This is a genomic window from Oricola thermophila, assembly GCF_013358405.1.
Taxonomy (GTDB): domain Bacteria; phylum Pseudomonadota; class Alphaproteobacteria; order Rhizobiales; family Rhizobiaceae; genus Oricola; species Oricola thermophila.
In genome coordinates, this window is record NZ_CP054836.1 from 160,321 (window position 1) to 186,268 (window position 25,948).

Sequence of the window (25,948 nt, forward strand, 5' to 3'; positions counted from 1 at the left end):
AACAAAACATGAACGCGACGCGAACGGGAACTGCCCATGAGCATGGATAACAGCAAACCAGGTGAACCGGCGACAGGCCGGCTTGTCGATGCCGTTCGCAAGGTGCGTATCGCCTCTGCGGACAAGTCGGACGTGGTCGTCGAGATGCGCGATGCCACGCTGACGCGGCTGGAACTGCTGGCGCAGGACCTGCAGCCGGTCATCGACGAGGTGCCGGAGGACGACGACCGTTTCGACTTCGCCCTGTCTTCCGGCCTGCAGCCCCGCTTCTGGATCGATGCCACCGCGCATGTGGCCATGGCACCGGACCGGCGGACCTATCGCTTCGTGCGCGACACCCGGCTCGGCCGGATCGTGCTGGCCGAGTCCGCCGACCGCGCGGCGATCGTCGATGCGGTGATCGATCATGTCGCCATGCGTATCCACGAGCGCGAACTGGTGCTGGCCGGCGAGACCGTCTCCTATCGCGGACTGCGGACCGGGCGGGAAAGCCCGGCGAAGGCGGCAGACGCGGAATTGCCCCCGGACGAACAGGTCAGCCGCATAGAGAGGGCCGTCGAAGCGCTCCACAAGGACGAAGACGGATCGACGGAGACGGTGCACGGATCGGCCGCGCAGCAGGATGGGACGCACGCCGCATCCGCAATACGGCCGCGCCGGCGCGGCATCGCCCGGACGATCGCCGGCGGGTTGGCCTGGATCCTGTTTGGCGCGGCGGCCGGCGGCGCGATCGTTCTCTATCTCTACCGCCAGTTCCCGTTTCAGCCGTAGAGGACGCGGCGGTCCGTCACCGCGACGGTGCCCGTTCTCCCGGTCAGCGAATGCGCTTCCAGGCTGCATTGCCAGCGACCGGGCTCTCCCGCGATCGCGAACAGGTTGAACGCTGCGGCGGGGCGCCTGCCGCCCGGCTCCTCGCCGGCGGCCGGAACGCCGATGACCGGAACCGCAAGATCGCCGGGGCCGGGGATCTCGTTGCGCTGGGCCAGATGGGTATGGCCGTGCAGGACCAGTTCCGCGCCGTGCTTGCGGATGGTTTCCTGGAACAGGCCGATACCGTAGAGGCGCTTGTGCGCCGCTGCCGCGCGGCGCACCGGCGGGTGGTGGATCAGGACGACGCGGAACAGGCCCTTTTGCCGCGCGTCTTCCAGGACCTGCGAGAGACCGTCCGCCTGCCTTCGCGTGAACACGCCAGAAGCCATGAAGGGGCCGGTCGCCACCGCACTGTTGACGCCGATGATCGCGGCCGGTCCGCGCTCGCGCAGGAAGGGGAAACCGTGACGCGTCAGCGGGATGGCGGCCGCATCGGATGTCATGTTGGCGTGCCAGGCGGCGACCGCGCGGGCGAGCGCGCCCGGCACATAGGCATCGTGGTTGCCCGGCACGACGCTGACGGCTGCGGGGTCGCCGAGACCCCGCAGCCAGGCGGCGGCATTGGCTATCTCTGCATCGAGGGCGAGATTCGTCAGGTCGCCCGTGACGGCGACATGGTCGGGCGCGCTGCCCTTCATGGCGGCGACAAGGCGGTCCAGCGCGTCGCCGGCCATGTGGCGGGCGCGGTTGCGCTTCCAGTTGATGTAGCCGGTGATGCGCTTCGAGAAGAGCTCGCGCCGGCGCACGGGCGGCAGCGGCGCGAGGTGGGCGTCGGATATATGTGCGAGACGAAACGTCATCACCCTTTCGTAAGGCAGCGCGGGCGGATTACAAGCGGGGAAACGCCATGTTCCCAACCCAGGAAGCGACCGCACCCATGAAACCCGATCTTCGCACGAGGCTCTTCCATGCCTGGTTCCTGCTGACGCGGCCGATGACGCTGGGCGTGCGCGCCCTTGCGCTGGACGAGGGCGGCCGCGTGCTGCTGGTCAGGCATACCTATGTCGACGGCTGGCACCTGCCCGGCGGCGGCGTGGAGACCGGCGAGACGGTCCACGATGCGCTGGAGAAGGAACTGCGGGAGGAGGCCAATGCCGAACTCGGCGCGCCGCCGCGGCTGCATTCGATCCACTTCAACCGGCAGGCAACGCGGCGCGACCACGTGGTGCTTTTCCATTGCGACAAGGTGCGCCAGTTCGCGCCGAAAAGCCGGGATCGCGAGATCATCGCGGCAGAGTTCTTCGATCCCGATGCCCTGCCGGAGGGGGTGACGCGCTCAACCGCGGCGCGCATCCGGGAATTCAGGGAGGGCATCGCCCCCGATCCCTACTGGTGAGCCGGGAAGCGGTCGCGGTCGTGCGGCGCGGCATAGTCGATGTCCGGACCGGCGGGCACGATGCGCGTCGGGTTGATGGTCTCGTGGCTGCGGTAATAATGCTTCTTGATGTGCTCGAGATCCACGGTTTCCGCGACGCCGGGCACCTGGTACAGGTCGCGGGTGTAGCTCGACAGGTTCGGATAGTCGGCAATGCGGCGGATGTTGCACTTGAAGTGACCGACATAGACCGGGTCGAAGCGCACCAGCGTGGTGAACAGGCGCCAGTCGGCCTCGGTGAGGCGGTCGCCGACCAGGTAGCGTTGGCGCGACAGGCGGTCCTCGAGGCGGTCGAGCGCGTCGAAAACATCGGCAACGGCCTCGTCATAGGCCTCCTGCGTGGTGGCGAAACCGGCGCGATAGACGCCGTTGTTGACGTTCGGATAGACGAGGTCGTTGATGGCGTCGATCTCGGCGCGCAGGCCCTCCGGGTAGAAGTCCGCGTCGTCGCCGGTCAGGCCGTCGAAGGCCGAGTTGAACATGCGGATGATCTCGGAGGACTCGTTGGAGACGATGGTCTCGCGCTTCCTGTCCCAGAGAACCGGCACGGTGACGCGGCCCGAATAGTCCAGCCTGGCCCTGATATAGAGATCGCGCAGGAACTCGAGGCCGTAGAGATGATCGCCGGTCGAGCCTTCCTCCGTGTCGAAGGTCCAGCCGTCATCGGCCATGAAGTGGGAGACGACGGAGACGGAGACGAGATCCTCGAGCCTTTTCAGCCTGCGGAAGATCAGGGTGCGGTGCGCCCAGGGGCAGGCGAGCGAGACATAGAGATGATACCGGCCCGCCTCGGCCGGAAAGCCGCCCTCCCCGGAGGGGCCGGCGCTGCCGTCAGGCGTCACCCAGTTGCGGAACTGCGAATCCGTGCGCACGAAGCGGCCGCCGGATTTCTCCGTGTCGTACCACTGGCTGCTCCATTTGCCGTCGATCAGAAGTCCCATTCCCGCATCCTTTCCGTTCCACCGTTCACCTAGTTGCTGCAGGGCGTCCCGTCAGGTGGCAAAATGTCGAACGATGCGTCACCACGCAGGAATCTCGCCTCGCGGCTGCAAAAAAAGGTTGGACCGCCGGCCCGTGCTTTGCTAGGCGGAAAACATGAGCACCGCGATCAGGGCAATTTCCCTCCGACGATGAACCGGGACGGCTTCGCCGCCACCGGACATTCCTGCCGTTTTCATCGTCGTTCCAGCCTGGTGCCAACATGACCGCCTTCACCATCCTGCCCGAAACGGGCGAATTCGACCCTGCCATCGAGCAACTTCACGCCGAGGCCTTCGGACCGGGACGCTATGCGCGCGCCGCGTTTCGCGTGCGCGAGCAGGGGCCGCACGACCGGGCGCTGTCCTTCGTGGCGGTGGCCGAAAACGGGGGTACGCTTCTCGGCTCGGTGCGGCAGACCCGCATCGAGACGTCGGGGACGGGCGCACGCGGCCTGCTGCTCGGCCCGCTGGCGGTGCGCGAGGGGCTGAAGGGCAGGGGCATCGGCAAGGCGCTGATGCGCAGGGCGGTGGACGCCGCGCGCGAGGCGAAGGCGCCCTTCATCCTGCTGGTCGGCGACAGACCCTATTACTGGCCGTTCGGCTTCGAGGCCGTGCCGGCCGGCAAGGTGCAGATGCCCGGCCCGGTGGACCCGGCGCGGCTTCTGGTTTGCGAACTGGTGCCGGAGGCTGCCGAGACGCTGGGCGGGATGGTCCGGTGGCGGGGCGGAAGCTGACCGGCCGCTACCTTCCTTCTCTCACCCACGTCCCGGCGAGGACGAGCAGCAGCAACGCCAGCCCGAGGAAACCCGAGAAGAGCGAGTAACGGCTGACGCCGAGCAACTCGGTCTCCTCCGTCGCGCGCAGGCCGATCCAGTTGCCGCCGGCGGCACTGGCAGTGGCGCGGACGGGGAGTATTCCCGGCACGTCCAGCGATCCGGAATCGTCGAGCAGGCGGCGGATCGAGCCGCCGCTGGCCTCCGCCACCGGGCGCAACACGTCGAGGGTGGAAATCATGGAGCTGAACTCCGGCGCGTCGACCGGGCCGGCATGGGCCAGCGTCGAGAACTCGCCCTGGGAAATTTCGTAGAGGCCAACCTCGCCGACCTCGACCTGTGCCGAGAATATGCCGTTGCCGTTGTTCTCAAGCGCCACTTCCATTTCCTCGCCGGATGGCGAGCGGATGATCGCGGGCGCTGCCTCGTCGGCCATGGTCTGGCGGCGGATGGAAAGGGTCTGGCCGTCCGTCGAGGCGGTCAAAGCCTCCTCCTCCAGTTCCGGCTCCTTCATCAGCCAGTGGGCCATGCGGCGATAGAGCCCGACATGGGGCCCGCCGCCCTCGAAGCCGCGGGCCCACAGCCAGCCGTGATCCGACAGGATCATGCCGACGCGGCCCTCGCCGAAGCGGTTGAGGACCAGCAGGGGCTGCTCGTCGGGACCCTGCATGGCGACGATGCCATCCGGGGTGTCGACGTCGATGGCGCGGAACCAGCGTCCCCAGTTCGGCGGTTCGCTGGTACCGCCTTCCAGATCGCGGGTGACCGGGTGGCGCCGTCCTTCCTCGGAAATGCGCGGGAAATAGCCCCTGGCCGTGACGACACCGGTCGGCGTGGCGGGCAGGGCACTGACCAAGGGCGTGTTGGCGATGGAGGTCTCGCCGGCATATTCGGGACCGGCCGCGACCAGCAGCGCCCCGCCGCCGCGCACATATTCGGCGATGTAGTCGTAATAGAGCGACGGCAGCACGTTGCGATACTGGTAGCGGTCGAAGATGATGAGGTCGAAATCCTCGATCTTCTCCACGAAAAGCTCGCGCGTCGGGAAGGCGATCAGCGAAAGCTGGTTGATGGGCGTTCCGTCCTGCTTCTCCGGCGGGCGAAGGATGGTGAAGTGGACGAGATCCACCGAGGCGTCCGACTTCAGCAGGTTGCGCCAGGTGCGCTCGCCCGAATGGGGCTCGCCGGAGACCAGCAGGACGCGCAGGTTCTCTCGGATGCCCTGCAACTCGGCGACGGCTCGGTTGTTGGACAGCGTCAGCTCGCCGTCCAGCCCGTCGACCGCGAGCTCGACGATATTGGTGCCGGCGCGGTCGAGCTCCAGTTCCAGCGGCGTCTCGACGCCGGGAATGGCGGTTTCGGTCGCGACGAGTTCGCCATTGAGGAATATCTGCACCCGGGCAGCACCGGATTCGTCCACATTGGTGTCGGTGATGCGGTAGGTCATGGCGACCGGCTTGCCGGTGATGGCGAAACGCGGCGCCTGGGCGAACCCGATCTTGCGGTCGAACTCGTCCGGGCGGCCGGTGGCCAGAACGTGAAGCGGCGCACCCGCCGGAAGGCCGGTCTCGTCGCCGGACGGCACGTCGTGAACCTGCCCGTCGGTGATCATGATCGCGCCACCGAGCCGCGATGGCGGCACGTCGCGGATGGCGGCGGACAGGGCCTCGAAAAGCCGCGTCTCGGCGCCGGCGCCGGCACCCTCCGTCACGCCCGCATCGACCTCGCGCAGCTCGAATTGCGGGAAGCGGGCAAGCCGGTCCTTCAGCATGTCCAGCGCGCGGTCGGTGGTTTCGGGCCGGCCGTCGAGCTTCTGGCTCTGGCTGCGGTCGACGACCAGCGGAACGACGGTGGAAAGCGGCGCGCGCTCTTCCTCGTTGATCACGGGATTGGCGATGGCGAGCGCCAGCGCGGTGGCCGCGCCGGCGCGCAGCGCGGCGCCGCGGGTGCGCGAGACCAGCGCCCAGACGACCAGTGCCGCGACAGGCAGGCAGACGATCGCGAGCAGCCACCAGGCGGCTAGCGGAGCGAAGTCGAGCGAAAGCGTCACCATGCTATTGTCCCAGCCTTTCGAGCAGCGCGGGCACGTGGACCTGGTCCGCCTTGTAGTTGCCGGTGAGCATGTACATCACGATGTTCACGCCGGCGCGGAAGGCATAGATGCGTTGCATCGGGTCGGACGAGATGGTCGGGAAGACCGGCCGGCCCGTCTCGTCGAGCGCCCAAGCGGCGACGAAATCGTTGCCCGTGATCATGATCGGCGTCACGCCGTCGCCGGAGCGCACCGGGCGGTCCGCCGCCTCGTCGCCGGTCACCGAGGCCTCGACCCAGAGCGGCGAACCGTCATAGCGGCCCGGGAAGTGATCGAGGATGTAGAACGCCTTGGTCAGGACATGGTCCGGCGGCACCGGCTCCAGCGGCGGGATGTTGAGGCCGCGCAATATGTCACGCAGGCGCTGGTTCTCCGGCGAGGACGCGCTGCCGGAAAAGGAAGCGGTAAGCTGGTCGCGGGTATCGAACAGCACCGTGCCGCCGCCCTGCATGTAGGCATCAAGACGCGAGATGGCCTGCTCGCTCGGCATCGGGCCGGTGGCGTCGATCGGGTAATAGATCAGGGCATAGAAGGCCAGCTCGTCGGTCTCCAGGTCGAGGCCGACCGGCTCCGCCGGCTCGAGCGCGGTGCGGCTCTGCAGGAAACGGCTCAGCCCCCACAGGCCGGCGGCGCTGATCTCGTCCACCTGCGGGTTGCCGGTTACCACATAGGCCAGCCGCGTTGTCTCCAGTATCTCGATGATCTCGTCGTCGCCGGGGCGCTCGTCGGATTGCTGTGCCAGCGCGGCCACGGGCGACAGCATGGCCGCGACGGCGAACAGGGCCATTGCCGTGGCCGTCGCCCGGCCGATTGCACCGCGTCCGGGCGGACGCAGCCGGCCATTGATCCAGAGAACGGCCAGCGTATCCAGTGCAAGAAGCGCCAGCGCGAGCAGGAAGAGCGGGCCGCGCAGGTCGCTCTCCTCGCCGGAACCGTATCCGAAGGTCGCGCTGCCGGCGTCGAATTCCGGCGTTCCGATCGGCGTGAGCGTGTCCCCTTCGCCGAGAACGTTGCGGGCGATGAAGCCGTCCGCGGTGCCGTAGAGGCCGGCGGGGTGATCGTAGCCGGCGGGCGCCTGCAGGGCGGCCTCGTCGAGCGGGCGGACATGGGCGGGCGGTGAGGCCAGCTCGCCGTCGGCGCCGAGGATGCGCCAGGGCGGAAGCGACTCGACGACGGTGCTGGCGTTGCCGGACCGGATCGTTCCGGTGTTGCGCGACAGGTTGGCGATGCGGCGCAGCATCTCCACGAAACTGCCGGAGATCGGCAGGTTGGACCAGGTCGCCTCGGCGGTGACATGGAACAGGACGATGGTGCCGCGGCCGCGCGCCGTGCCGGTGACCAGCGGCGTGCCGTCTGCGAGATTGGCCCAGGTCCGGCTTGCGAGATCGAGATCCGGCTCGGCGAGAACCTGGCGGCTGACGGATACGTCCTGCGGTGCGGCAAGGCCCCCGAAGGGCCCGTTCTCCGGGAAGGGAGCGACCGGCTGCGGCTCGGTCCAGGACAGGGAGCCGCCGAGCGTGCGCTCGCCGAGCCGAAGCCTGACGGGCAGAAGCGGATCGTCGCCGGCGGTCGCGGCAAGGCGCGGCCCGGCGAAGCGGACCAGCGTGCCACCCTTCCCGACCCATTCGTCCAGCTCCTCCAGGGCGGCATCGGGCAGAACGCCGATATCGGCCATGACGATCATTGCCGGGCCCTGTTCGATGAGCGCGGGGATGTCGACGGCGAGATCGCCGGTGCGGCCCTCGACGAGATCGGCGAAGGGCTGCAGGGCACGGCGTATGTAGAACAGCGGCGACAGCAACGGCTGGTCGAGATCGCCGGACTGGCCGCTGACGAGGCCGACGCGGCGGCGGCGCGTGTTCTCGTCGATCAGCCAGACGCCGCCGGCATGTTTCTGGCCGGCGATCCTGACCGCGGCGAAATCGTTGCGCAGCTCGAAGGGCACGTCGAAGCGGGCGACGGCCTCGCTGCTGCCGGCCTCGAACAGGGCCGCGGTCTCGGCAAGCAGGCGGCCCTTCTCGTCATAGGCGGCGAGGGAAACCGGATCCGGCGTGCCGTCACCCTCGGGCGCGACAACGCGGACATCGAAGCTGGCGGGCGTGTTGCTTATGCCGCGAATGGCGCGCAGCGCCGCAATGCCGCCGTCGAACAGCAGCACGCGCGAAGGCGCGAGCCCGTCAATGGCCGCGACGACTTCCTCCGCGTCGGGGCCGGCAATGCCGTCGCTCAGCCATGCGACGGTTGGCGAACCGGCATCCGCGAGCGCATCCGCCAGGCGGTCGAGCGCGGCCATGCGGTCCGGCCGGGCGGCGAGAGGCCGCGCGGCGGCCAGGGCGGGAAGCACGTCCTCCGCGGCGGCGAGCGCGACATTCGCGTTGGCCGGGGCGACGGTGAAGGCCACGACCACCGGCCGGCCGGCCTCGCCGGCGTCGCGCACCAGCCGCGTGGCCAGGGCCATGCGGTCGTCCCAGTCGGCGCCGGTCGACCAGGTGTTGTCGACCAGGAGTGCCAGCGGTCCGTCGCCGGAGGCCACGTCGGCGACCGGATTGAGCACCGGGCGAGCGAGGGCGAGGATGACCAGGGCCGCCATGAGGAGACGAAGCAGGGTCAGCCACCACGGGCTGCGGGCCGGGGTCTCCTCGTGCTTCATCACCTCGGCGAGAAGGCGCAGCGGCGGGAACAGCTCGGTGCGCGGCTTGGGCGGGGTCAGCCGCAGCAGCCACCAGATCACCGGCAGCGCCGCAAGGCCGAACAGCAGCGCCGGAGCCGCAAAGCTGAGGGGCAGTCCGAGCATCAGGCTGCTCCTCGCCGGGCCGGCATCGCGCCGGGCTGGCCGGTCAGGCGGCCGTGCAGCGCCACGAGTGCCTCGGAAGCCAGCCGGTCGGTACGGTTTACGGTGTAGCTCCAGTCGAGCCTGCGGCAATAGTCGCGCAACGCATCGCGGCGGGCATGGTAGATCGTCTTGTAGGCGGCGCCCCAGGCCTCGGCACGCCCCGCGGTCAGGCGAACGCCCGTTTCGGGGTCCTCGAACTCGGTGCGTCCGGCATAGGGAAATTCCTCCTCGGCCGGATCGGCGACCTCCAGCAGGTGGGCGCGCGCACCGCGACCGGCGATTCTTTCAAGAAATTCGATGGTCTCTTCCGGCGGGTCGAGAAAGTCGCTTACCAGCACGATGTCGCTGTGACGCTGGATCGAGTCGATCCGCGGACGCGCGGGAAGGGCAAGGGCCGCCGGGCTCGCAAGGGCAATGGCAAGGCGCTCGGCGCCGTTGTGGGCGGCCACCGGCTTCATAAGTCCGGGATAGCCGACGCGCTCGCCGGAGCGCGCCAGCAACTCGGCGAGCGCGAATGTCAGCACGAGGGCGCGCGATTCCTTGGACACCTTCGCCGCGCGCGACCTGAACAACATGGACAAGCTGGGATCCGCCCATAGCCAGACAGTGTGCGCGGCTTCCCACTCCATGTCGCGGACATAGGTGTGGTCGTCGCGGGCGGAACGGCGCCAGTCGATGCGCGCGAGCGTCTCGCCCGGCACGTAGGGACGGAACTGCCAGAACGTCTCGCCGATGCCGCGCTTTCGCCGGCCATGCCAGCCGGCGATCACGGTCGAGACGATGCGGCGCGCGTCGATCAGGAGGTCGGGAACGAGCGCGGCGCGCAGACGGGCGCGCGTCAGCGCATCGGTGCGGTCCTCGCGATCCTGCCGCGTGCCGATCGTCGCCATCGGCATCAGCTCCTGTCCAGGGTGTTCACGATGTCGGAAATGACGTCGCGCACGCTGATACCCTCGGCCCTCGCGGCGAAGGTGAGCGCCATGCGGTGCTGCAGCACCGGCTCGGCCAGTGCCTTCACGTCGTCGATGGAGGGCGCGAAGCGGCCGTCATAGAGCGCGCGTGCGCGCGAGCAGAGCATCAGCGCCTGGCTGGCGCGCGGGCCGGGACCCCAGGCCACGTGGGCGTCGGTCGTGGCGTGGCCGGTGCCGGGACGGGCGGAACGGACGAGTTCGAGGATCGCGGTGACGACGCTTTCGGGCACCGGCATCCGGCGGACCAGCTTCTGGAGCTCCAGCAGCCTGTCGCCGGTGAACACGGCGCTCGCGTGCTGTTCGCTCATGCCGGTCGTCTCCAGCAGGATGCGGCGCTCGGCCTCCAGGGAGGGGTAGTCGACGTCGATCTGCAGCAGGAAACGGTCAAGCTGCGCCTCGGGCAGCGGGTATGTGCCTTCCTGCTCCAGCGGGTTCTGGGTCGCCAGCACGTGGAAGGGAGCGGGCAGGTCGTGCCGCTCGCCGCCGAAGGTGACGTGATATTCCTGCATTGCCTGAAGCAGTGCCGACTGGGTGCGCGGGCTGGCGCGGTTGATCTCGTCGGCCATCAGGAGCTGGGTGAAGATCGGTCCCTTGACGAAGCGGAAGGAGCGGCGGCCGTCCTCGGACTGCTCGAGAACTTCCGATCCAAGGATGTCCGAGGGCATGAGGTCCGGCGTGAACTGGATGCGGCCCGCCGATATGCCCAGAACGGTGCCGAGCGTCTCCACCAGCTTGGTCTTGGCAAGGCCCGGCACGCCGACCAGGAGCGCGTGACCGCCGGACAGGATGGCCACGATGGCGTTCTCGACGACCTCTTCCTGACCGAAGATGACCTTGCCGATCTCGGCGCGCATGGCCTCGATTCCGGCCAGCGCCGCTTCGGCTTCGGCGACCACCTCGCTTTCGTTGAGTGTATCGGCGGGGTTGGTGGTGCTCATGCGCGCTCTCCGTTCAGATGCCGTATAGAGAAGGTAATTCAGTGTGGGGTACTGACAAGCCGATGACGACTGACTAATTCGTGAGGGTAACAGATTTATCCACACCGATTTGCCGGCAGGACAAAAAGAATGACCAAATCAGGCGAGGAGAAGGCACCGGGCGCCCCGGGCGACGACATTTCGGGCCTGCAGGCCCTGCTGTCGCGGGCGACGCAGGGCGCGAAGGGCCTCCCGCCGGTGGAAAAATGGAATCCGCCGGATTGCGGCGCCATCGACATGGTGATCCGCGCCGACGGCACGTGGCACTATCTCGGCACGCCGATCGGCCGGCAGCCGCTGGTGCGGCTGTTTTCCACGGTGCTGCGCAAGGACGAGGACGGCAAGACCTATCTCGTCACCCCGGTGGAGAAGATCGAGATCACCGTCGAGGACGCGCCCTTCGTGGCGGTGGAACTGCATGTCTCCGATCCGGGCCCCGACCAGGTGCTGACCTTCCGCACCAATGTCGGCGACGTGGTCGAGGCCGGGCCGGACCATCCGCTGCGCTTCGAGACCGAGGAGGGCAGCGGCGGTCTGAAGCCTTACGTGCACGTGCGCGGGAGGCTGGAGGCCCTGGTCAGCCGGGCAGTGATGTACGAACTGGTCGAACTGGGCGATACGGTCGAGATCGACGGGGAAGAGGTGTTCGCGATCCGCTCCGGCGGCACGGCGTTCACCGTCATGCCGGTGGACGAACTGGAAAAGGCGGTGAAGTGAACCAGGCGGGAACGAGGATCTCACGGCGTCTCACGGTGGACGATTTCCGGGTCCGGGCGACGGAACGCGCCAATCCGCAACGCAATGGCGATTTCGGCGACCACCGGCTCAATCCGGAGGCCGCAAAGGAGTTCGCGCGGTTCAAGTGGCGGGACGCGGCGGTGCTGATACCGGTCATCGACCGGCCGGAAGCGCCCTCGGTCCTGCTCACCCAGCGCGCAGCGCATCTGCGCACCCATTCCGGCCAGATCGCCTTTCCCGGCGGGCGGATCGACCCGGAGGACCGCGATGCCGAGACGGCGGCGTTGCGCGAATGCGAGGAGGAGACCGGCATCGCGGCGGAGCATGTCGAGATCGTCGGGCGGCTGCCCCACTACATGGCGGGTTCCGGGTTCCGGATCGCGCCGATCCTGTCGGTGGTGCGGCCCGGGTTCTCCCTGGCGCCCAATCCCGAGGAAGTGGAAGCGGTGTTCGAGGTGCCGCTGGCCTTCCTGATGGACGAGGCGAACCATGCGCGCGGCAGCCGCATCGTCGGCGGGCACCTGCGCCACTATTTCGAGATGCCCTACGGCGACTGGTATATCTGGGGCGTGACCGCCGGAATCATCCGGGCGATGTATGAAAGGCTCTACTCGTGAGTGACAGGACGATCGACGCCGACTGGCTGCGCGGCGAGGCGCTCCAGGGAATTCTTTCCGCGCTGTCGGAGGGCGGCGAGGAGGCCCGCGTTGTCGGGGGCGCGGTGCGCAATCACCTGCTGGGACAGGAGATCGGCGACATCGACATCGCGACGACGTGCCTGCCCGAGGAGACCGTGCGTCGCGCCGAGGCCGCAGGCTACAGGACGGTGCCATCCGGCATCGAGCACGGGACCGTCATCATCGTCGCCGACCACCGCGGCTACGAGACGACGACGCTGCGCCAGGACGTGGAGACCGACGGGCGGCGCGCGAAGGTGCAATTCGGCCGCGACTGGGAGGCGGACGCAAGGCGGCGCGACTTCACCGTCAACGCGCTGTATTGCGAGGCCGACGGGCGGATCGTCGATCCCGTCGGCGGGCTGGCCGACATCGAGACGCGGACCATACGGTTCATAGGCGATCCGGAACACAGGATCCGCGAGGACTATCTGCGCATATTGCGGTTCTTCCGCTTCTTCGCCTGGTATGGCGACGGGCGGCCGGACGCCAAGGGGTTGCTGGCCTGCGCGCGGCTGAAGGACGGGCTGGCCGGGTTGTCGGCGGAACGGGTGTGGGCCGAGATGCGCCGCCTGCTGGAAGCGCCGGATCCGGGCAGGGCGCTCCTGTGGATGCGGCAGACCGGCGTGCTGTCGGCAGTGCTGCCGGAATCCGAGAAATGGGGCATCGACGCCATCGCGCCGCTGGTGGCTGCGGAAAAGGCTTTCCGCTGGCCGCCCCGGGCCATGCTCAGGCTGGCTGCGATGATCCCCCGCACCGAGGAACACGCGCGGGCCGTCGCAGGGCGCTGGAAACTGTCGAATGCGGAACGCGACAGGCTGATCGACTGGGCACAGGCCCCGGAGGTGACGGCGGAGACGAGCGAGGCCGCACTGGCGAAACTGCTCTACCGGTCGAAATCGCACGCGGTCGCCGACCGGCTCCGGCTGGCGCTTGCATCCGCCCGGGCAAAGGCGGAGAGCAATCCCGAATGGCTCGAGACCGTGGCCGCCCTCGTCCGGCTGGTGCGTTTCGCGGAGGAATGGAAGCGGCCCAAATTTCCCCTCACGGGCGCGGACATGATCGCAGCCGGACACCGGAGCGGCCCGGCGGTGGGCGAGACCCTGCGCGCGCTCGAGGAGAGCTGGATCGACAGCGGCTTCACGCTGACGCGCGAGGCGCTGCTCGAAAGGATTCCCGACCCGGCGAAATCAGGATGAGGCCTTGTCCGCCTCGCAGATGCGGGCCTTGATCTGCTCGACCATGCTAGGCCGGATCGTCGTCTCCTGGTGCGCGACGCGCATGTGTTCCGACGCGCGGCGAACGATCTCGGCTTCGTCGTCTGCATGGGTTTTCCAGCTGCAGCCGGGAACAAAACATTCGTACTGTTTCATGGTGTCAAACCCTCCGTTGCCGATGACCGGATCATCGCCCGGAAAGTTGACCTCAATGTGCCGGGCCGGCGCATTGACGCATGTCAAGGCCACTTAACGGCCGGTGGCATGGAGGAGAGTATGGAATCGACATTGCCTCCGGTCTTCAGGCCGAAAAGCGTGCCGCGGTCGTAGAGCAGGTTGAATTCCACGTAGCGGCCGCGCCGCACGAGCTGTTCCTCGCGCTCGGCGTCCGACCAGGGCGTGTTGAAGTTCCGGCGCACGAGGTGCGGATAGACGATCATGAAGGCGCGGCCGACATCCTTGGTGAAGGCAAAATCGGCATCCCAGCCGCCGGCCTCGTCCGACGAATGCTGCCAGTCGTAGAAGATACCGCCGATGCCGCGCGGCTCGTTGCGGTGCGGCAGGAAGAAATAGTCGTCGCACCATTTCCTGTATTTCGCGTAGTCGGCGACCGGATGCTTGGAGCAAACCAGTTCCATGGACTTGTGGAAGGAAACCGCGTCCGGATCCTCCTGTGTGCGCCGGCTGTCGAGAACCGGGGTGAGGTCGGCGCCGCCGCCGAACCACCAGCTGGTGGTGACCACCATGCGGGTGTTCATGTGGACGGCCGGCACGTTGGGGTTCTGCGGGTGGGCGATCAGCGAGATGCCCGAGGCCCAGAAGCGCGGATCCTCCTCGGCGCCGGGAATGCTGGACCGGAATTCCGGCGAGAACTCGCCATAGACGGTCGAGGTGTGGACGCCGACCTTCTCGAACACGCGGCCGTAGAGCATCGACATGACGCCGCCGCCGCCCTTGCCGCCGTCGCGCTGCCAGGGCGTGCGCTCGAACCGACCGGGCGCATAGTCGGCGAAGGGGCCGGTGACGTCGTCCTCCAGCTTCTCGAAGGCGGCGCAGATCTGGTCGCGCAACGTCTCGAACCACCGACTCGCGGCGGCTTTCTTGTCCTCGATGTCCGGCGGCAGACCGGCGGGCAGGTTCGGGCGCTGTTGCATGACGGCAAATTTCTCCGGCAAAAAGACGGTGTTAACTAGCGGTTAACGCTTCGCGCGCGGGATTCCAAGCCCGTCCTGCGTCATCCACGGCCCGATTGACACGGCGAGTGCACGATCTAAACTCGTCCGCACTGCGGGGGTAAAGAATCATGCTTCCACCCAAGCCGCCACGGTCGACCGTCGGTCGACAGCTCCAGAAGAGCCGCCAGATCGCGAAATTGCGAACCGACAGCTTCGTGCGCGAAACCTACCGGCTCGAGCGGCGGGACGCGCGCAGGAAGGCGCGCGAGTGGTTCGACCGCTATCCAAAAGCCGCCTACTGGACCCAGGTGGAAAGCTGGCGGGTCCTCGACGGCGACGTTATCGAGTTCACCATGCGGCGATTGCCCACAGCCGACTGAAAGTTCTTCCATGCCCTTTGAAACGCCTGTTTGCCGGCGCGTCGCGACGCGCGAGGAAATGGATGCCTGTTTCGCGATCCGCGAAACGGTGTTCATCGCGGAGCAGAATGTCGATCCGGCCATCGAGCGCGACGGGCTGGACGAGCAGTGCATCCATTACATCGCGGAGAGCGGCGGTCTGCCGGTGGCAACGGCGCGGGCGCGCTTTCTCGGCGACAAGATCAAGATCGAGCGCGTCGCCGTGCTGAAAGAGGCGCGGGGCACCGGGACGGGGGCGGCGCTGATGCGTTTCCTGATGGTCGATCTCGCCGCGGACGAGGGGGCGGCGGGACGGAACTTCTTCCTGTCCAGCCAGAGCCCGGCGATCCGGTTCTACGAGCGGCTGGGCTTTTCCGTCTGCTCGGAGGAATACATGGAAGCCGGCATCCCGCATCGCGACATGCGGGCGGAGATCTCGGACTAGCCGCCCGGCGCGCCCATGGGGTCGTCGCGAAGCCGAACCGCGGGGATCACATCGAGTTCGGCAGGAACAGCACCAGTCCGGGCAGCAGGATCAGGATCGCCAGCCGCAGGAGGTCGGTCACCACGAAGGGCAGGACGCCGCGGAAAATGCTGCCGAGGCTGACATCGCGCGCAATCGTGTTGATGACGAAGACATTCATGCCGATCGGCGGCGTGATCAGCCCCAGTTCCACCGTCATCACGATGATGACGCCGAACCAGATCGGGTCGAAACCAAGCTCCAAAATGACCGGAAAGACGATGGGCACCATCAGGATGATCATCGCCATCGCGTCAAGGAAGCATCCCATCACGATGAACAGGCCCATGATGAGGAACAGGGTACCGTAGCTGCCGAAACCGAGATCGATCAGGAACTTCGTCAGGTTCTGCGGTACCTGGGTGACGGCGAGGAAGTAGCCGAACAGGATTGCCCCGATGAGGATGGTGTAGATCGCAACGGAAGTCCTGAGCGCCTCGACGAGGCTGTCGAGCAGCGAGACCAGGCCGAGCCGCCGGCGTGCCAGCCCGATCAGCGCGGTCAACACGGCGCCGACGGCGGCTGCCTCGGTCGCGGTGGCGATGCCGAAATAAATCGTCACGATAACCGCCACGAAGAGCAGGGCAACGGCCCAGACGCCGCGCAACGCCGAAAACGCCTCGCGCAGGCTGAAGGGCGCGCCGGCCGGAAGCTTCGAGCCGAACCACAGCCGAACCGTCGCCATGTACATGAGGACGGCGAGAATGCCGGGAACGATGCCGGCGATGAACAGCGTGCCGATATCCTGCTCGGTGATGTAGCCGTAGACGGCGAGCACCACCGACGGAGGAATGAGGATGCCCAGCGTCCCGCCGGCGGCGATCACGCCGGTCGCGACCTCGTCGCGGTAGCCGGCGCGCTTCATTTCCGGATAGGCTATGTCGGTCATGGTGGCGGCGGTTGCCACGGAGGAGCCGCAAATCGCCGAAAAGCCGGCGCAGGCGCCGACGGTGGCGATGCCCAGCCCGCCCCTGAAGGAGCCCAGCGTGGCGTCGGCGGCCCTGAACAGTTCCCGGCTCATGCCCGAGCGCGTGGCCAGCACACCCATCAGGATGAAGAACGGAATCAGCGTCAGGTTGAAGTCGGTCACGGTGCGAATCGGCGAGGTTGCCAGCAGGTTGAGCGCCGGCGTCCAGCCGACGACCATGCCGAAACCGCCGACGCCGACAATGCCCATCGCGATGCCGATCGGCACGCGTATCAGCATGAGAAGAAACAGCACGACGAAACCGCCTGCCGCGATCAGGTCTCGCTCACTCATTCGGCGTGTCCTCGGGCGGGAGTGCATCGAAGGATTCGAGATCCTCGCGGTGACGCCAGATGCGCCAGATGCGGATCGATGTCATTGCAAGCGCGGCGACCAGGCCCAGCACGATGGCGCCGAGAAACGGCCAGTGCGGCAGGCGAAGATCCATCGTCACCTCGCCGCCGGGAAACTGCGCCAGTACCCGTTCGCCGATCTTCCAGACCAGACCGGCGGTGAACAGCAGCAGCACCGTCCATGCGGCCAGGTCCATCCAGCGCCGCAACTCCGGGCGGACGGCATGGGCAAGCAGGTCCACCTTGATATGGCTGCCGCGGTAGGCAACGGAGGCAAAGCCCCAGATGATGGCGACCGCGAGTGTCAGCCGCGATATGTCGAAGGCATCGGGCAGGGGGGCGGCGAAGAGATAACGGCCGATTGCCGAGACGAAAATGACTACCGTCACAAGTCCGAGCATGACGGCCGCGATCCGTTCGATCCACAGTGCCGCACGGCCGGGCGGCTTCGGGCGCCTTGTTTGCATGATACCACAGTCCCCGTTGCGGTGAGGGAGGGGCTGTCGCCCCTCCCAACCCATGCTTACTGGTAGAGCGTGCCGTTTGCCTCGAAGGAGGAAAGCAGCCCCTCGAGCACGGCCTCCGGATCGTAGCCCGCAGCCTTCGCGTCGGCCTTCCAGGCGTCGAGCGTCGGCTTGGCGGCTTCGCGCCACATCGCCACTTCTTCCTCGCTCGGCGTGTAGACGGTGTGTTCCGGGTCATTCATGATCTCTTCCCGGACGCCGGTGTCGTATTCCGTCCAGCCGGCGGAGAAGCGCTTGGACCAATCCGGCGTGCAGTGATCGTCGATCACCTTGCGCTGGTCGTCGCTCATTCCCTCGTAGCGGGCCTTGTTGAAGAGCAGGACCTGCGCCGAGAGATAGAGCGGCATGTCGTTGTGGAACTTGGTTTCCTCGCCGATGGAGAAAATCTTCATCGCCTCGTAGGGGAAGGTCACCGCATCGGCGTTGCCGCGGGCGAGCGCCTCGCGCGCCTCGGGTGCTGCAACCTGCACCGACGAGCCGCCGAGCGAGTTGACGAAACGCGCCATGGTCGAATGGGCAGGGCGCACGCTCAGGCCCTTCACGTCTGCCGGGACCTTGATCTCGGTCTTGCCGTGAAACCGTCCCGGCTCATGCGGATTGACCAGGCAGAAATAGACGTCGCTCATCTCCTTGTCCGCGTAGTCGAGATACCACTCGTGGATGGCTTTCGACGCGTTGAGGCCATCCTTGGCGAGGAACGGAACGCCGATGAGTTCGAATATCGGGAAGCGACCGGCGGTGTAGCCGGGATTGACATATCCGATATCGGCGATGCCGTCCCGGGTCATGTCGTAGTGGTCGGGTGCGGCGCCGAGCTGCTGGGCCGGGAACACCTCGAAGGTGATCGATCCGCCGGAAGCCTCGGTGATGGATTCCATCCACTCCTTCATGCCGGTTTGCGGCACGGCGTGCTGCGGGGGCAGCCAGTGCGCCAGGCGCAGCGTGACGTCCTGCGCTTGTGCCGCGCTCGTGCCGAGAGCCAGAGCAGCCAGAATGCACAGCGATCTTTTCATTTTTCACTCCTCCCTAGGATTATCCGGGTAGCCGGATATGGCATTTGTATACATATTCCGCCCTTTGCAAAGGGGGCATCCCGATAAAGGGCTTGCAGGAGATCGTGCCGCGAAGGGATAATCTCCAGCGATTGCTCCGGCAGATGCAGCCCATGACGCGGTTCGCGGATTTCACCGGGTATCGGAGACAACAGCCCGGCCCAAGCCACATCGCGGCGTCAGCATCGCTGAGCGTCGCATCGTTTTGGGCCAGCATCAACGACCAATCACAATCGACCGCATCGGAACAGCCATGACAAACATCCTGCCGGAACCGAAACTCGAACATGTATGCGATCTCACCGTCGAGCTCGATCCGATCCGTGAAATGGGCGCGGGACGCGCCGGCAAACGCCGCATCATCCCGATTGTCGGCGGAACGGTTCGCGGGCCGCTGCTGAACGGCCGCATTCTCGATCTCGGTGCCGACTGGCAGACCATCTTCGCCGACGGACTCGCCGAACTCGATACACGCTATGCCGTCGAAACCGACGACGGCGCGACGATCGAGATCATAAACTACGGCTATCGGCACGGTCCGCCGGAGGTGATCGCGGCGATCGCAAGGGGCGAGGCGGTTGACGCGGGAGCCTACTACATGCGGACCCATGCGCGCCTAGAGACGGGCGATCCGCGCTACGAATGGGTCAACCGGACCTTGTTCGTCGGATCGGGGGCCCGGTTCGCGGAGAAGGTGGTCGTCAGCCTGTTTGCGATCCGTTGACCGCATGAGCCGGTCGTTGCCGCGGGAACCTAGCGCCAGGCGAGCTGCCGCATGGCCTCTCCGGCGACCATGGCCACGGACATCGCGAGGTTGATCGAGCGGGCGCCTTCGGCCATCGGGATCGCAAGGCGCGCATCCGCAGCCTCGTGGACATGGTCCGGCACGCCGGCACTCTCGCGGCCGAACAGCAGGATGTCGTCAGCCGCGAAGTCATGGGCGACATAGGGCATGTCGGCCTTCGTCGTCAGGAGGACGAGACGTTTCCGCTCCGCCGCCCGCCAGGCATCGAATTCGGTCCAGTTCACGTGCCGGTGCAGGACCGCCATTTCCAGGTAGTCCATGCCGGCACGCTTCAGGGCGCGGTCGGAGAGATCGAAGCCCTCCGGTCCGATGACATGCACCGCCGCGCCGAGGCAGGCAGCGAGACGCAGGATCGTGCCGGTATTGCCGGGAATGTCGGGCTGGAAGAGGGCAATATGGATCGTCGGGGCAATGGTCATCGGGTGTCGGTTTCTGGCAGGAGAGATCGACTGTGGCCATTCGGCACTAGTCCTGACGGCCCGGTCGGTATAAGAAGCCATCGTCAACCGCAAGCCAAGGAGGCGACAATGGATATCATTTGCATTCCGATGCGCGTCGCGCTCCCCGCGGGAAAATTGCTGCGCCTCCGGGCCAACAGCGCCTCCCGCGCCTGATCAGCCAGCGGTTCGAATACAGCCAAGAGATTTCGTCGTGACCGCCGGTTTTGGTTTCACCAGAACGGATTTCGGTCATGACCCATTGCTCTGAGCTTCCTGTTTCCGCCTCCGCACATACGGCCTTGCCGGATGTGCGAACGCCACGCCCTTTTGCGCTTCGCGGCGCGCCATCCTCTCGCCGATCCCGAATCGGACACCATATTGCCCCCCAAGAGGTCCGCCATGTTCTCGTGGTTTGAAAAACGCATCGATCCCTTTCCCGCCGAGCCGCCGGAGCAGCCGCCGGCGACCCTGCTTGCGTTCTGCTGGCACTACACCAAGGGAATCTGGCCGTGGCTGGCGGTGACGTCGGTGCTGATCGCCCTGATTTCGGGACTGCAGGTCACCCTGTTCGGCTTCCTGGGCAATGTCGTCGACTGGCTGGCCAATGCCGACCGGGCGACGTTCCTGCGCGACGAGGGCTGGACGCTGGCAGGCATGGGCGCAGTGATCCTTGTCCTGCTGCCGGGGCTGAGCCTCCTGCACACGATGGTCATGCACCAGACAATCTTCGGAAACTATCCGATGATCATCCGCTGGAAGGCACATCGTTACCTGCTCGGCCAGAGCTTCGCCTTCTACCAGGACGAGTTCGCCGGGCGCGTCGCGACCAAGATGATGCAGGCGGCGCTCGGCGTGCGCGAGAGTGTGGTCAAGATCCTCGACGTCTTCATCTATGTCTCGGTCTATTTTGCGGGCACGCTGATCCTCGTCGGCTCGCTCGACCTGTGGATGATGCTGCCCTTCGTCGTCTGGCTGGTCTTCTATGTCGGCCTGCTGCGCTACTTCCTGCCGAAGATGCGGAAGATTTCCGAGGTGCAGTCGAACGCGCGCTCGACCATGACCGGCCGCGTCGTCGACAGCTACACCAACATCATGACGGTGAAGCTGTTTGCCCATTCCGGCCGCGAGGAAATCTATGCGCGCGAGGCGATGGACGACTTCCTGCAGACCGTGCATCCGCAGATGCGCTACGTCACCATGCTGAACACCGGTCTCGACATGTCGAACTCGCTGCTGCTGTTCGCCGTCGGCGCGGTCGGTATTGCCTCGTGGCTTGCCGGGGCGGCCTCGGTCGGCGCGCTTGCCGTCGGTGTCGGCCTCGTGCTTCGGCTGGAAGGCATGTCCCACTGGGTGATGTGGGAACTGGCCGGACTGTTCGAGAATATCGGCATGGCCGAGGACGGAATGGGCACCATCGCGCAGCCGCGCGCCGTGCAGGACAAGCCGGACGCGAAAGTGCTGACCGTCAGCGAAGGGCGGATCGAGTTCGATCACATACGCTTCCACTACGGCAAGGATGACGGCGTGATCGAGGATCTGAGCCTGGCGGTGGCGCCGGGCGAGAAGGTCGGCCTCGTCGGCCGTTCGGGTGCCGGCAAGTCGACGCTGATGAACCTGCTGCTGCGGCTTTACGACCTGGAGGGCGGGCAAATCCTGATCGACGGCCAGAACATCGCCGACGTGACGCAGGACTCGCTGCGCTCGCAGATCGGCGTCGTCACGCAGGACACCTCGCTGTTGCACCGCTCGGTGCGCGACAACATCGCCTATGGCAAGCCGGATGCGACCGAAGAGGAGATCATCGCGGCCGCAAAGAGGGCCAATGCGCATGACTACATCGTCGACCTGGTCGATATGCAGGGGCGCACCGGCTATGATGCGCATGTCGGCGAGCGCGGCGTGAAGCTGTCCGGCGGCCAGCGCCAGCGTATCGCGATCGCGCGCGTGTTCCTCAAGAATGCCCCGATCCTGGTGCTGGACGAGGCGACATCGGCACTGGACTCGGAGGTCGAGTCGGCGATCCAGGAGAACCTGTACGCGCTGATGGAAGGCAAGACGGTGATCGCCATAGCGCACCGGCTTTCCACCATTTCCAGCCTGGACCGACTGGTGGTGCTCGACAAGGGCAGGATCGTGGAGGAAGGAACGCATGAGGAACTGGCGCAGTCGGACGGCCTCTATGCCCAGTTGTGGGCACGTCAGTCCGGCGGTTTCATCGACACCGGGGAGACGGTAGCCGCAGAATGAGCAGACGCTTCAAGCCGGGCCAGGAACCGGAATCGCGATTTCGCAACATGGACCACCCGGTGTGGAACCGGGTGGAACGCTTCGTCGACCCGTTCCACGACACCGGGCGGGAATTGCTGCCGCAGACCGCATGGGGTTTCATACTCTATTTTGCCAACCAGGCGCGCTGGCCCTTCATCGTACTGCTTGTCGTCGGCGGGCTGGTCGGCGGCGTGGACGCGGCGCTCTACTGGTCGGTCGGCTGGCTGATCGACATTCTCGACAACTCCTCGCCGGAGACGTTGTGGCGCGATCACTGGCACCAGCTGGTCGGTCTCGCGTTTCTGCTGCTGGTGGTGCGGGCGGTGGTGATGATTGGGGCGGCGATCATCGAGCAGCAGGTCATCGTGCCGCGCTTCTACACGATGATCCGCTGGCAGGCCTTCCGCCGCGTGATCCAGCAGCCCTATGCCTTCTACCAGAACGATTTCGCCGGGCGCATAGCCACAAAGATCATGCAGGCGGGCGAATCGACGGGCGACTTCATCGTCACCTCGCTGCAGGCGCTGTGGTCGTTTCTGACCTTCGTTATCCTGGCCGGGACGATCCTGACGACGCTGGACTGGCGCATGGGCGTCGTGGTGGCTACGTGGGGCTGCGGCTATGTGGCGATCATCCGCTTCCTGCTGCCGCGGCTGCGCAGGGCAGGACGCGAGAATGCCAACGAGCGCGCCGTTCTCAACGGGCGCATGGTGGACATCTTCACCAACATCCTCTCGGTGAAGCTGTTCGACAGCGGCCAACGCGAACATGGCGGCATCCGCCAGGCGCTGACGAACTACCTGAGCGCGGTCACGCACCTGACGCGGATGATCACGACCGTGCGCGCTTCCGTCGCCCTGCTCAACGGCATCCTGATGACGGCCGTGGGCACGCTGGCCGTGCTGTCCTGGATGGACGGGGCGATTTCGACCGGCTCCATCGCGGCGACTATGGGGCTCATCTTCCGCCTCAACCAGATGTCGGGCTGGATGATGTTCAACATCAACGGCCTGATCCGGGCATATTCGACCGTTCAGGATGCCACCGAGACGATCTCCGTCGTGCCGGCGATCCGCGACAAGCCCGGCGCGATCGAGATGCCGAGATCGTCCGGCCACATCCGTTTCGACAAGGTCGTGTTCCATTACGGCAAGGAGCATGGCGGGCTCTTCGACGGCCTCGACGTGGAGATCCGGCCCGGCGAGAAGGTCGGACTGGTCGGACCATCGGGCGCGGGCAAGTCCACCTTCGTCAACCTGCTCCTGCGGCTGTTCGACGTCGAGGGCGGGCGCATCCTGCTCGACGGCCACGACATCCGCGACGTGACCCAGGCATCGTTGCGCGACCAGTTCGGGGTTGTCAGCCAGGAGCCGTCGCTGATGCACCGCTCGCTGCGCGACAACATCGCCTATGGCCGCCCGGGCGCGACGGAAGAGCAGGTGATCGAGGCCGCGAGGCAGGCGCATGCCCACGATTTCATAGTCGGCGTGGAGGACCAGAAGCGACGGCGCGGATACGACGCCCATGTAGGCGAGCGCGGCATCAAGCTTTCCGGCGGCCAGCGCCAGCGCGTCGCGATTGCCCGCGTCATGCTGAAGGATGCGCCGATCCTGATCCTCGACGAGGCGACCTCCGCTCTCGACTCCGACATCGAGGCGGCGATCCAGGAAAACCTGCAGACGCTCATGGCCGGCAAGACGGTGGTGGCCATCGCGCACAGGCTTTCGACCATCGCCGCGATGGATCGGCTGATCGTGATGGAGAATGGCCGGATCGTCGAGACGGGCACACATGCGGAGCTGATCAAGAAACAGGACGGGCTCTATGCCCGGTTGTGGGCACGGCAGTCCGGCGGTTTCATCGCGCTGGGCGAGGCGGCGGAATAAATCCGGGGATGCTCTGCGACAGATCGCCGCGCCGGGCCGGGAACATTCAACGGTCTAGGCTGGACAAGCGCCGGCATCCGAAATAATGGATCGCGGGGACGCGGCTACGGCCAACGGCGATTCATGCGCTCGCCGACCGTTTGCCGTCACAGTGACTGTACCTGAAAGGAAGGCTCCTGTGAGCGAAGAAGCAATCACCTCCGACGAACCGACGCGCCGCGATTTCATCTATATCGCCACAGGCATGCTCGGCGTTGTCGGCGCGGCCGGCCTGGCCTGGCCCTTCATCGACCAGATGCGTCCGGACGCCGCTGTCCGTGCCGCCGGCGAGCCGGTCGAGATCGACATTTCCAGCATCGAGCCCGGCGGCGTGATCATCGTGACCTGGCGCGGGAAACCCTATTTCGTCCGTCGCCTGACCGAGGACGAGATCGCCGCCGCAGGCGAACTCGGCGAAGGTGACATGAAGGACTGGCAGCCGGCCGATGAGCGCATCGACTCCGTCGAGGGCGCCGACGATGCCGGCTGGATCGTCGTTTCGGCCAACTGCACCCACCTGGGCTGCATTCCCAAGACCGTTGAGAATGCGCCGGAAGGCTGGGCCTGCCCGTGCCACGGCTCGGTGTTCGACATGACCGGTCGAATCCTGCGCGGTCCGGCCGCGATCAACCTGCCTCGTCCGCCGCACGTGTTCGCCAACGAGACAACCCTAATCATCGGCACCGATACCGCAGAGGCCTGAGCATGAGCAAAATGGAACACCACGGCACCTACACGCCGACCTCCGGAATCGGCAAATGGATCGACGCGCGCATGCCGCTGCCGCGGCTGATGTACGATTCATTCGTCGCCTATCCGGTGCCGCGCAACCTGAACTACGCCTACACCTTCGGCGGCATCCTCACCTTGATGCTCGTCGCCCAGATCCTGACGGGCGTCGTTCTGGCCATGCATTACGTCTCTTCCACGGAACTCGCCTTCGGCGCCGTGGAAAGCATCATGCGCGACGTGAATTCCGGCTGGCTGCTGCGCTACATGCACGCCAACGGCGCGTCCTTCTTCTTCATCGCGGTCTACCTGCATATCTTCCGCGGCATGTATTACGGCTCCTACAAGGCGCCGCGCGAGCTGCTGTGGATCCTCGGCTGCATCATCTACCTGCTCATGATGGCCACCGGCTTCATGGGTTACGTGCTTCCCTGGGGGCAGATGTCATACTGGGGCGCCCAGGTGATCACCGGCTTCTTCACCGCTTTCCCGCTGGTCGGCGAGTGGATCCAGCAGTTCCTGCTGGGCGGCTATGCCGTCGGCGAGCCGACGCTGAACCGGTTCTTCTCGCTGCACTACCTGCTGCCCTTCATGATCGCGGGCGTCGTTGTCCTGCACGTCTGGGCGCTGCACGTGACCGGCCAGACGAACCCGACCGGCATCGAGGTGAAGTCGAAGACCGACACGGTGGCCTTCACGCCCTACGCGACCATCAAGGACGCGTTCGCGATGATGGTGTTCTTCCTCGTCTTCGCCTACTTCATCTTCTACATCCCGAACTATCTCGGCCATCCGGACAACTACACCGAGGCCAACCCGCTGGTGACGCCGGCCCATATCGTGCCCGAATGGTACTTCCTGCCGTTCTACGCGATCCTGCGCGCCATCACCTTCAACATCGGCCCGATCGACTCCAAGCTCGGCGGCGTGCTCGCCATGTTCGGCTCGATCGCGGTGCTGTTCGTGATGCCCTGGCTGGATACATCGAAGGTCCGCTCGGCGGTCTACCGTCCCTGGTACAAGCTGTTCTTCTGGATCTTCGTCGCGAACGCGATCCTGCTCGGCTGGCTCGGCTCCAAGCCGGCGGAAGGCGTCTACACGACGCTGGCACAGATCGGAACGGCCTACTACTTTGCCTTCTTCCTCATCATCCTGCCGCTTCTCGGCCTGATCGAGAAACCGCGCCGGATGCCGAACTCGATCACCGAGGCGGTCCTGGAGAAGAACGGGGCGCAGCAGGTGGCCGGCACCGCGGCGGCTTCGCCGGAAACAAGGGGTTGAGGCGT

General features: G+C 66.3%; 25 protein-coding genes. 13 read left to right on the plus strand and 12 right to left on the minus strand.

The window, feature by feature from the left end; genetic code table 11:
• Positions 1–36: 36 nt before the first annotated feature.
• Positions 37–771 (plus strand): hypothetical protein, encoded by a 735-nt coding sequence (locus HTY61_RS00660; RefSeq protein ID WP_175274975.1) that lies wholly within the window; start codon positions 37–39, stop codon positions 769–771.
• On the opposite strand, the gene HTY61_RS00665 is transcribed toward HTY61_RS00660, so the two are convergent.
• Complete coding sequence (locus tag HTY61_RS00665; protein ID WP_175274976.1) at positions 762–1,670, minus strand: metallophosphoesterase family protein; 909 nt, start codon at positions 1,668–1,670, stop codon at positions 762–764. The two genes, HTY61_RS00660 and HTY61_RS00665, sit on opposite strands and share 10 nt — an antisense overlap.
• Before the next feature lie 77 nt (positions 1,671–1,747).
• On the opposite strand from HTY61_RS00665, the gene HTY61_RS00670 reads away from it, so the two are divergent.
• Positions 1,748–2,206 (plus strand): NUDIX domain-containing protein, encoded by a 459-nt coding sequence (locus tag HTY61_RS00670; RefSeq protein ID WP_246272873.1) that lies wholly within the window; start codon positions 1,748–1,750, stop codon positions 2,204–2,206.
• Here HTY61_RS00670 and HTY61_RS00675 read toward each other — a convergent pair.
• Positions 2,197–3,186: a glutathione S-transferase family protein gene (locus HTY61_RS00675; RefSeq protein WP_175274978.1), complete on the minus strand. Its 990-nt coding sequence runs from the start codon at positions 3,184–3,186 to the stop codon at positions 2,197–2,199. The genes HTY61_RS00670 and HTY61_RS00675 overlap by 10 nt on opposite strands.
• Before the next feature lie 260 nt (positions 3,187–3,446).
• On the opposite strand from HTY61_RS00675, the gene HTY61_RS00680 reads away from it, so the two are divergent.
• Positions 3,447–3,959, plus strand: a complete 513-nt coding sequence (locus tag HTY61_RS00680) for a GNAT family N-acetyltransferase (protein WP_175274979.1) — start codon at positions 3,447–3,449, stop codon at positions 3,957–3,959.
• A gap of 7 nt (positions 3,960–3,966) precedes the next feature.
• Here the strand turns inward: HTY61_RS00680 and HTY61_RS00685 are convergent, their stop codons facing one another.
• The 4 genes from HTY61_RS00685 to HTY61_RS00700 are packed head-to-tail and all read right to left on the minus strand — an operon-like array spanning position 3,967 to position 10,832.
• On the minus strand, positions 3,967–6,048 hold the full coding sequence (locus HTY61_RS00685) for a hypothetical protein (protein WP_175278357.1): 2,082 nt from the start codon (positions 6,046–6,048) through the stop codon (positions 3,967–3,969).
• A 4-nt stretch (positions 6,049–6,052) separates the two neighbouring features.
• Entirely contained in the window at positions 6,053–8,884 is a 2,832-nt protein-coding gene (locus tag HTY61_RS00690) for a DUF4159 domain-containing protein (RefSeq protein ID WP_175274980.1), read from the minus strand.
• Positions 8,884–9,813 (minus strand): DUF58 domain-containing protein, encoded by a 930-nt coding sequence (locus tag HTY61_RS00695; protein WP_175278358.1) that lies wholly within the window; start codon positions 9,811–9,813, stop codon positions 8,884–8,886. Before HTY61_RS00695 ends, HTY61_RS00690 begins: the two co-directional genes overlap by 1 nt.
• Positions 9,814–9,818: 5 nt before the next feature.
• Positions 9,819–10,832, minus strand: coding sequence for an AAA family ATPase (locus HTY61_RS00700; RefSeq protein WP_175274981.1), 1,014 nt, complete (start codon positions 10,830–10,832; stop codon positions 9,819–9,821).
• 129 nt (positions 10,833–10,961) lie between these two features.
• On the opposite strand from HTY61_RS00700, the gene HTY61_RS00705 reads away from it, so the two are divergent.
• Genes HTY61_RS00705 through HTY61_RS00715 form a run of 3 tightly spaced genes read left to right on the plus strand, consistent with a single transcriptional unit; the run spans position 10,962 to position 13,485 of the window.
• Positions 10,962–11,588 carry a DUF1285 domain-containing protein gene (locus HTY61_RS00705; RefSeq protein WP_175274982.1) on the plus strand — a complete coding sequence of 209 codons (627 nt, stop codon included), beginning with the start codon at positions 10,962–10,964 and terminating at the stop codon, positions 11,586–11,588.
• A complete protein-coding gene (locus HTY61_RS00710; RefSeq protein WP_246272875.1) occupies positions 11,585–12,226 on the plus strand; it encodes a CoA pyrophosphatase in 642 nt (213 codons plus the stop codon). The genes HTY61_RS00705 and HTY61_RS00710 overlap by 4 nt, the downstream gene beginning before the upstream one ends.
• Positions 12,223–13,485: a CCA tRNA nucleotidyltransferase gene (locus HTY61_RS00715; protein ID WP_175274983.1), complete on the plus strand. Its 1,263-nt coding sequence runs from the start codon at positions 12,223–12,225 to the stop codon at positions 13,483–13,485. Before HTY61_RS00710 ends, HTY61_RS00715 begins: the two co-directional genes overlap by 4 nt.
• Here the strand turns inward: HTY61_RS00715 and HTY61_RS00720 are convergent.
• Both HTY61_RS00720 and hemF read right to left on the minus strand, forming a co-directional pair.
• Entirely contained in the window at positions 13,477–13,659 is a 183-nt protein-coding gene (locus tag HTY61_RS00720; protein WP_175274984.1) for a DUF1059 domain-containing protein, read from the minus strand. The genes HTY61_RS00715 and HTY61_RS00720 overlap by 9 nt on opposite strands.
• An 83-nt stretch (positions 13,660–13,742) precedes the next feature.
• Entirely contained in the window at positions 13,743–14,657 is a 915-nt protein-coding gene (gene hemF, locus HTY61_RS00725) for an oxygen-dependent coproporphyrinogen oxidase (RefSeq protein WP_175274985.1), read from the minus strand.
• A gap of 149 nt (positions 14,658–14,806) precedes the next feature.
• Here hemF and HTY61_RS00730 point away from each other — a divergent pair, with 149 nt between their 5' ends.
• Positions 14,807–15,058 (plus strand): hypothetical protein, encoded by a 252-nt coding sequence (locus tag HTY61_RS00730; protein WP_175274986.1) that lies wholly within the window; start codon positions 14,807–14,809, stop codon positions 15,056–15,058.
• Between the two features lie 10 nt (positions 15,059–15,068).
• On the plus strand, positions 15,069–15,521 hold the full coding sequence (locus HTY61_RS00735; RefSeq protein WP_175274987.1) for a GNAT family N-acetyltransferase: 453 nt from the start codon (positions 15,069–15,071) through the stop codon (positions 15,519–15,521).
• A 46-nt stretch (positions 15,522–15,567) separates the two neighbouring features.
• Here the strand turns inward: HTY61_RS00735 and HTY61_RS00740 are convergent, their stop codons facing one another.
• The 3 genes from HTY61_RS00740 to HTY61_RS00750 are packed head-to-tail and all read right to left on the minus strand — an operon-like array spanning position 15,568 to position 18,456.
• The gene (locus HTY61_RS00740; RefSeq protein ID WP_175274988.1) at positions 15,568–16,860 is read right to left on the minus strand and encodes a TRAP transporter large permease; all 1,293 of its coding nucleotides are present in this window, start codon (positions 16,858–16,860) and stop codon (positions 15,568–15,570) included.
• Positions 16,853–17,386: a TRAP transporter small permease gene (locus HTY61_RS00745; RefSeq protein WP_175274989.1), complete on the minus strand. Its 534-nt coding sequence runs from the start codon at positions 17,384–17,386 to the stop codon at positions 16,853–16,855. Before HTY61_RS00745 ends, HTY61_RS00740 begins: the two co-directional genes overlap by 8 nt.
• Positions 17,387–17,442: 56 nt before the next feature.
• Complete coding sequence (locus HTY61_RS00750) at positions 17,443–18,456, minus strand: TRAP transporter substrate-binding protein (RefSeq protein WP_175274990.1); 1,014 nt, start codon at positions 18,454–18,456, stop codon at positions 17,443–17,445.
• A gap of 292 nt (positions 18,457–18,748) precedes the next feature.
• Here HTY61_RS00750 and HTY61_RS00755 point away from each other — a divergent pair, with 292 nt between their 5' ends.
• A complete protein-coding gene (locus HTY61_RS00755; RefSeq protein ID WP_175274991.1) occupies positions 18,749–19,219 on the plus strand; it encodes a DUF3237 domain-containing protein in 471 nt (156 codons plus the stop codon).
• 29 nt (positions 19,220–19,248) lie between these two features.
• On the opposite strand, the gene HTY61_RS00760 is transcribed toward HTY61_RS00755, so the two are convergent.
• Entirely contained in the window at positions 19,249–19,719 is a 471-nt protein-coding gene (locus tag HTY61_RS00760; RefSeq protein ID WP_175274992.1) for a tRNA (cytidine(34)-2'-O)-methyltransferase, read from the minus strand.
• A gap of 420 nt (positions 19,720–20,139) precedes the next feature.
• On the opposite strand from HTY61_RS00760, the gene HTY61_RS00765 reads away from it, so the two are divergent.
• From HTY61_RS00765 to HTY61_RS00780, 4 genes are all read left to right on the plus strand, one after another.
• Entirely contained in the window at positions 20,140–21,987 is a 1,848-nt protein-coding gene (locus HTY61_RS00765) for an ABC transporter ATP-binding protein (protein WP_175274993.1), read from the plus strand.
• On the plus strand, positions 21,984–23,894 hold the full coding sequence (locus HTY61_RS00770) for an ABC transporter ATP-binding protein (protein WP_175274994.1): 1,911 nt from the start codon (positions 21,984–21,986) through the stop codon (positions 23,892–23,894). The genes HTY61_RS00765 and HTY61_RS00770 overlap by 4 nt, the downstream gene beginning before the upstream one ends.
• Before the next feature lie 178 nt (positions 23,895–24,072).
• The gene (petA, locus tag HTY61_RS00775) at positions 24,073–24,636 is read left to right on the plus strand and encodes a ubiquinol-cytochrome c reductase iron-sulfur subunit (protein WP_246272876.1); all 564 of its coding nucleotides are present in this window, start codon (positions 24,073–24,075) and stop codon (positions 24,634–24,636) included.
• Between the two features lie 11 nt (positions 24,637–24,647).
• Positions 24,648–25,943 (plus strand): cytochrome b, encoded by a 1,296-nt coding sequence (locus tag HTY61_RS00780; protein ID WP_281367594.1) that lies wholly within the window; start codon positions 24,648–24,650, stop codon positions 25,941–25,943.
• Positions 25,944–25,948: the final 5 nt, after the last annotated feature.

What these genes read in the sequence shown, in the direction of transcription:
- HTY61_RS00660 (WP_175274975.1), top strand. Translation starts at nt 37, where the DNA reads ATGAGCATGGATAACAGCAAACCAGGTGAACCGGCGACAGGCCGGCTT.
- HTY61_RS00665 (WP_175274976.1), bottom strand. Translation starts at nt 1,670, where the DNA reads ATGACGTTTCGTCTCGCACATATATCCGACGCCCACCTCGCGCCGCTG.
- HTY61_RS00670 (WP_246272873.1), top strand. Translation starts at nt 1,748, where the DNA reads ATGAAACCCGATCTTCGCACGAGGCTCTTCCATGCCTGGTTCCTGCTG.
- HTY61_RS00675 (WP_175274978.1), bottom strand. Translation starts at nt 3,186, where the DNA reads ATGGGACTTCTGATCGACGGCAAATGGAGCAGCCAGTGGTACGACACG.
- HTY61_RS00680 (WP_175274979.1), top strand. Translation starts at nt 3,447, where the DNA reads ATGACCGCCTTCACCATCCTGCCCGAAACGGGCGAATTCGACCCTGCC.
- HTY61_RS00690 (WP_175274980.1), bottom strand. Translation starts at nt 8,884, where the DNA reads ATGCTCGGACTGCCCCTCAGCTTTGCGGCTCCGGCGCTGCTGTTCGGC.
- HTY61_RS00695 (WP_175278358.1), bottom strand. Translation starts at nt 9,813, where the DNA reads ATGGCGACGATCGGCACGCGGCAGGATCGCGAGGACCGCACCGATGCG.
- HTY61_RS00700 (WP_175274981.1), bottom strand. Translation starts at nt 10,832, where the DNA reads ATGAGCACCACCAACCCCGCCGATACACTCAACGAAAGCGAGGTGGTC.
- HTY61_RS00705 (WP_175274982.1), top strand. Translation starts at nt 10,962, where the DNA reads ATGACCAAATCAGGCGAGGAGAAGGCACCGGGCGCCCCGGGCGACGAC.
- HTY61_RS00720 (WP_175274984.1), bottom strand. Translation starts at nt 13,659, where the DNA reads ATGAAACAGTACGAATGTTTTGTTCCCGGCTGCAGCTGGAAAACCCAT.
- hemF (WP_175274985.1), bottom strand. Translation starts at nt 14,657, where the DNA reads ATGCAACAGCGCCCGAACCTGCCCGCCGGTCTGCCGCCGGACATCGAG.
- HTY61_RS00730 (WP_175274986.1), top strand. Translation starts at nt 14,807, where the DNA reads ATGCTTCCACCCAAGCCGCCACGGTCGACCGTCGGTCGACAGCTCCAG.
- HTY61_RS00735 (WP_175274987.1), top strand. Translation starts at nt 15,069, where the DNA reads ATGCCCTTTGAAACGCCTGTTTGCCGGCGCGTCGCGACGCGCGAGGAA.
- HTY61_RS00740 (WP_175274988.1), bottom strand. Translation starts at nt 16,860, where the DNA reads ATGAGTGAGCGAGACCTGATCGCGGCAGGCGGTTTCGTCGTGCTGTTT.
- HTY61_RS00745 (WP_175274989.1), bottom strand. Translation starts at nt 17,386, where the DNA reads ATGCAAACAAGGCGCCCGAAGCCGCCCGGCCGTGCGGCACTGTGGATC.
- HTY61_RS00750 (WP_175274990.1), bottom strand. Translation starts at nt 18,456, where the DNA reads ATGAAAAGATCGCTGTGCATTCTGGCTGCTCTGGCTCTCGGCACGAGC.
- HTY61_RS00755 (WP_175274991.1), top strand. Translation starts at nt 18,749, where the DNA reads ATGACAAACATCCTGCCGGAACCGAAACTCGAACATGTATGCGATCTC.
- HTY61_RS00760 (WP_175274992.1), bottom strand. Translation starts at nt 19,719, where the DNA reads ATGACCATTGCCCCGACGATCCATATTGCCCTCTTCCAGCCCGACATT.
- HTY61_RS00765 (WP_175274993.1), top strand. Translation starts at nt 20,140, where the DNA reads ATGTTCTCGTGGTTTGAAAAACGCATCGATCCCTTTCCCGCCGAGCCG.
- HTY61_RS00770 (WP_175274994.1), top strand. Translation starts at nt 21,984, where the DNA reads ATGAGCAGACGCTTCAAGCCGGGCCAGGAACCGGAATCGCGATTTCGC.
- HTY61_RS00780 (WP_281367594.1), top strand. Translation starts at nt 24,648, where the DNA reads ATGGAACACCACGGCACCTACACGCCGACCTCCGGAATCGGCAAATGG.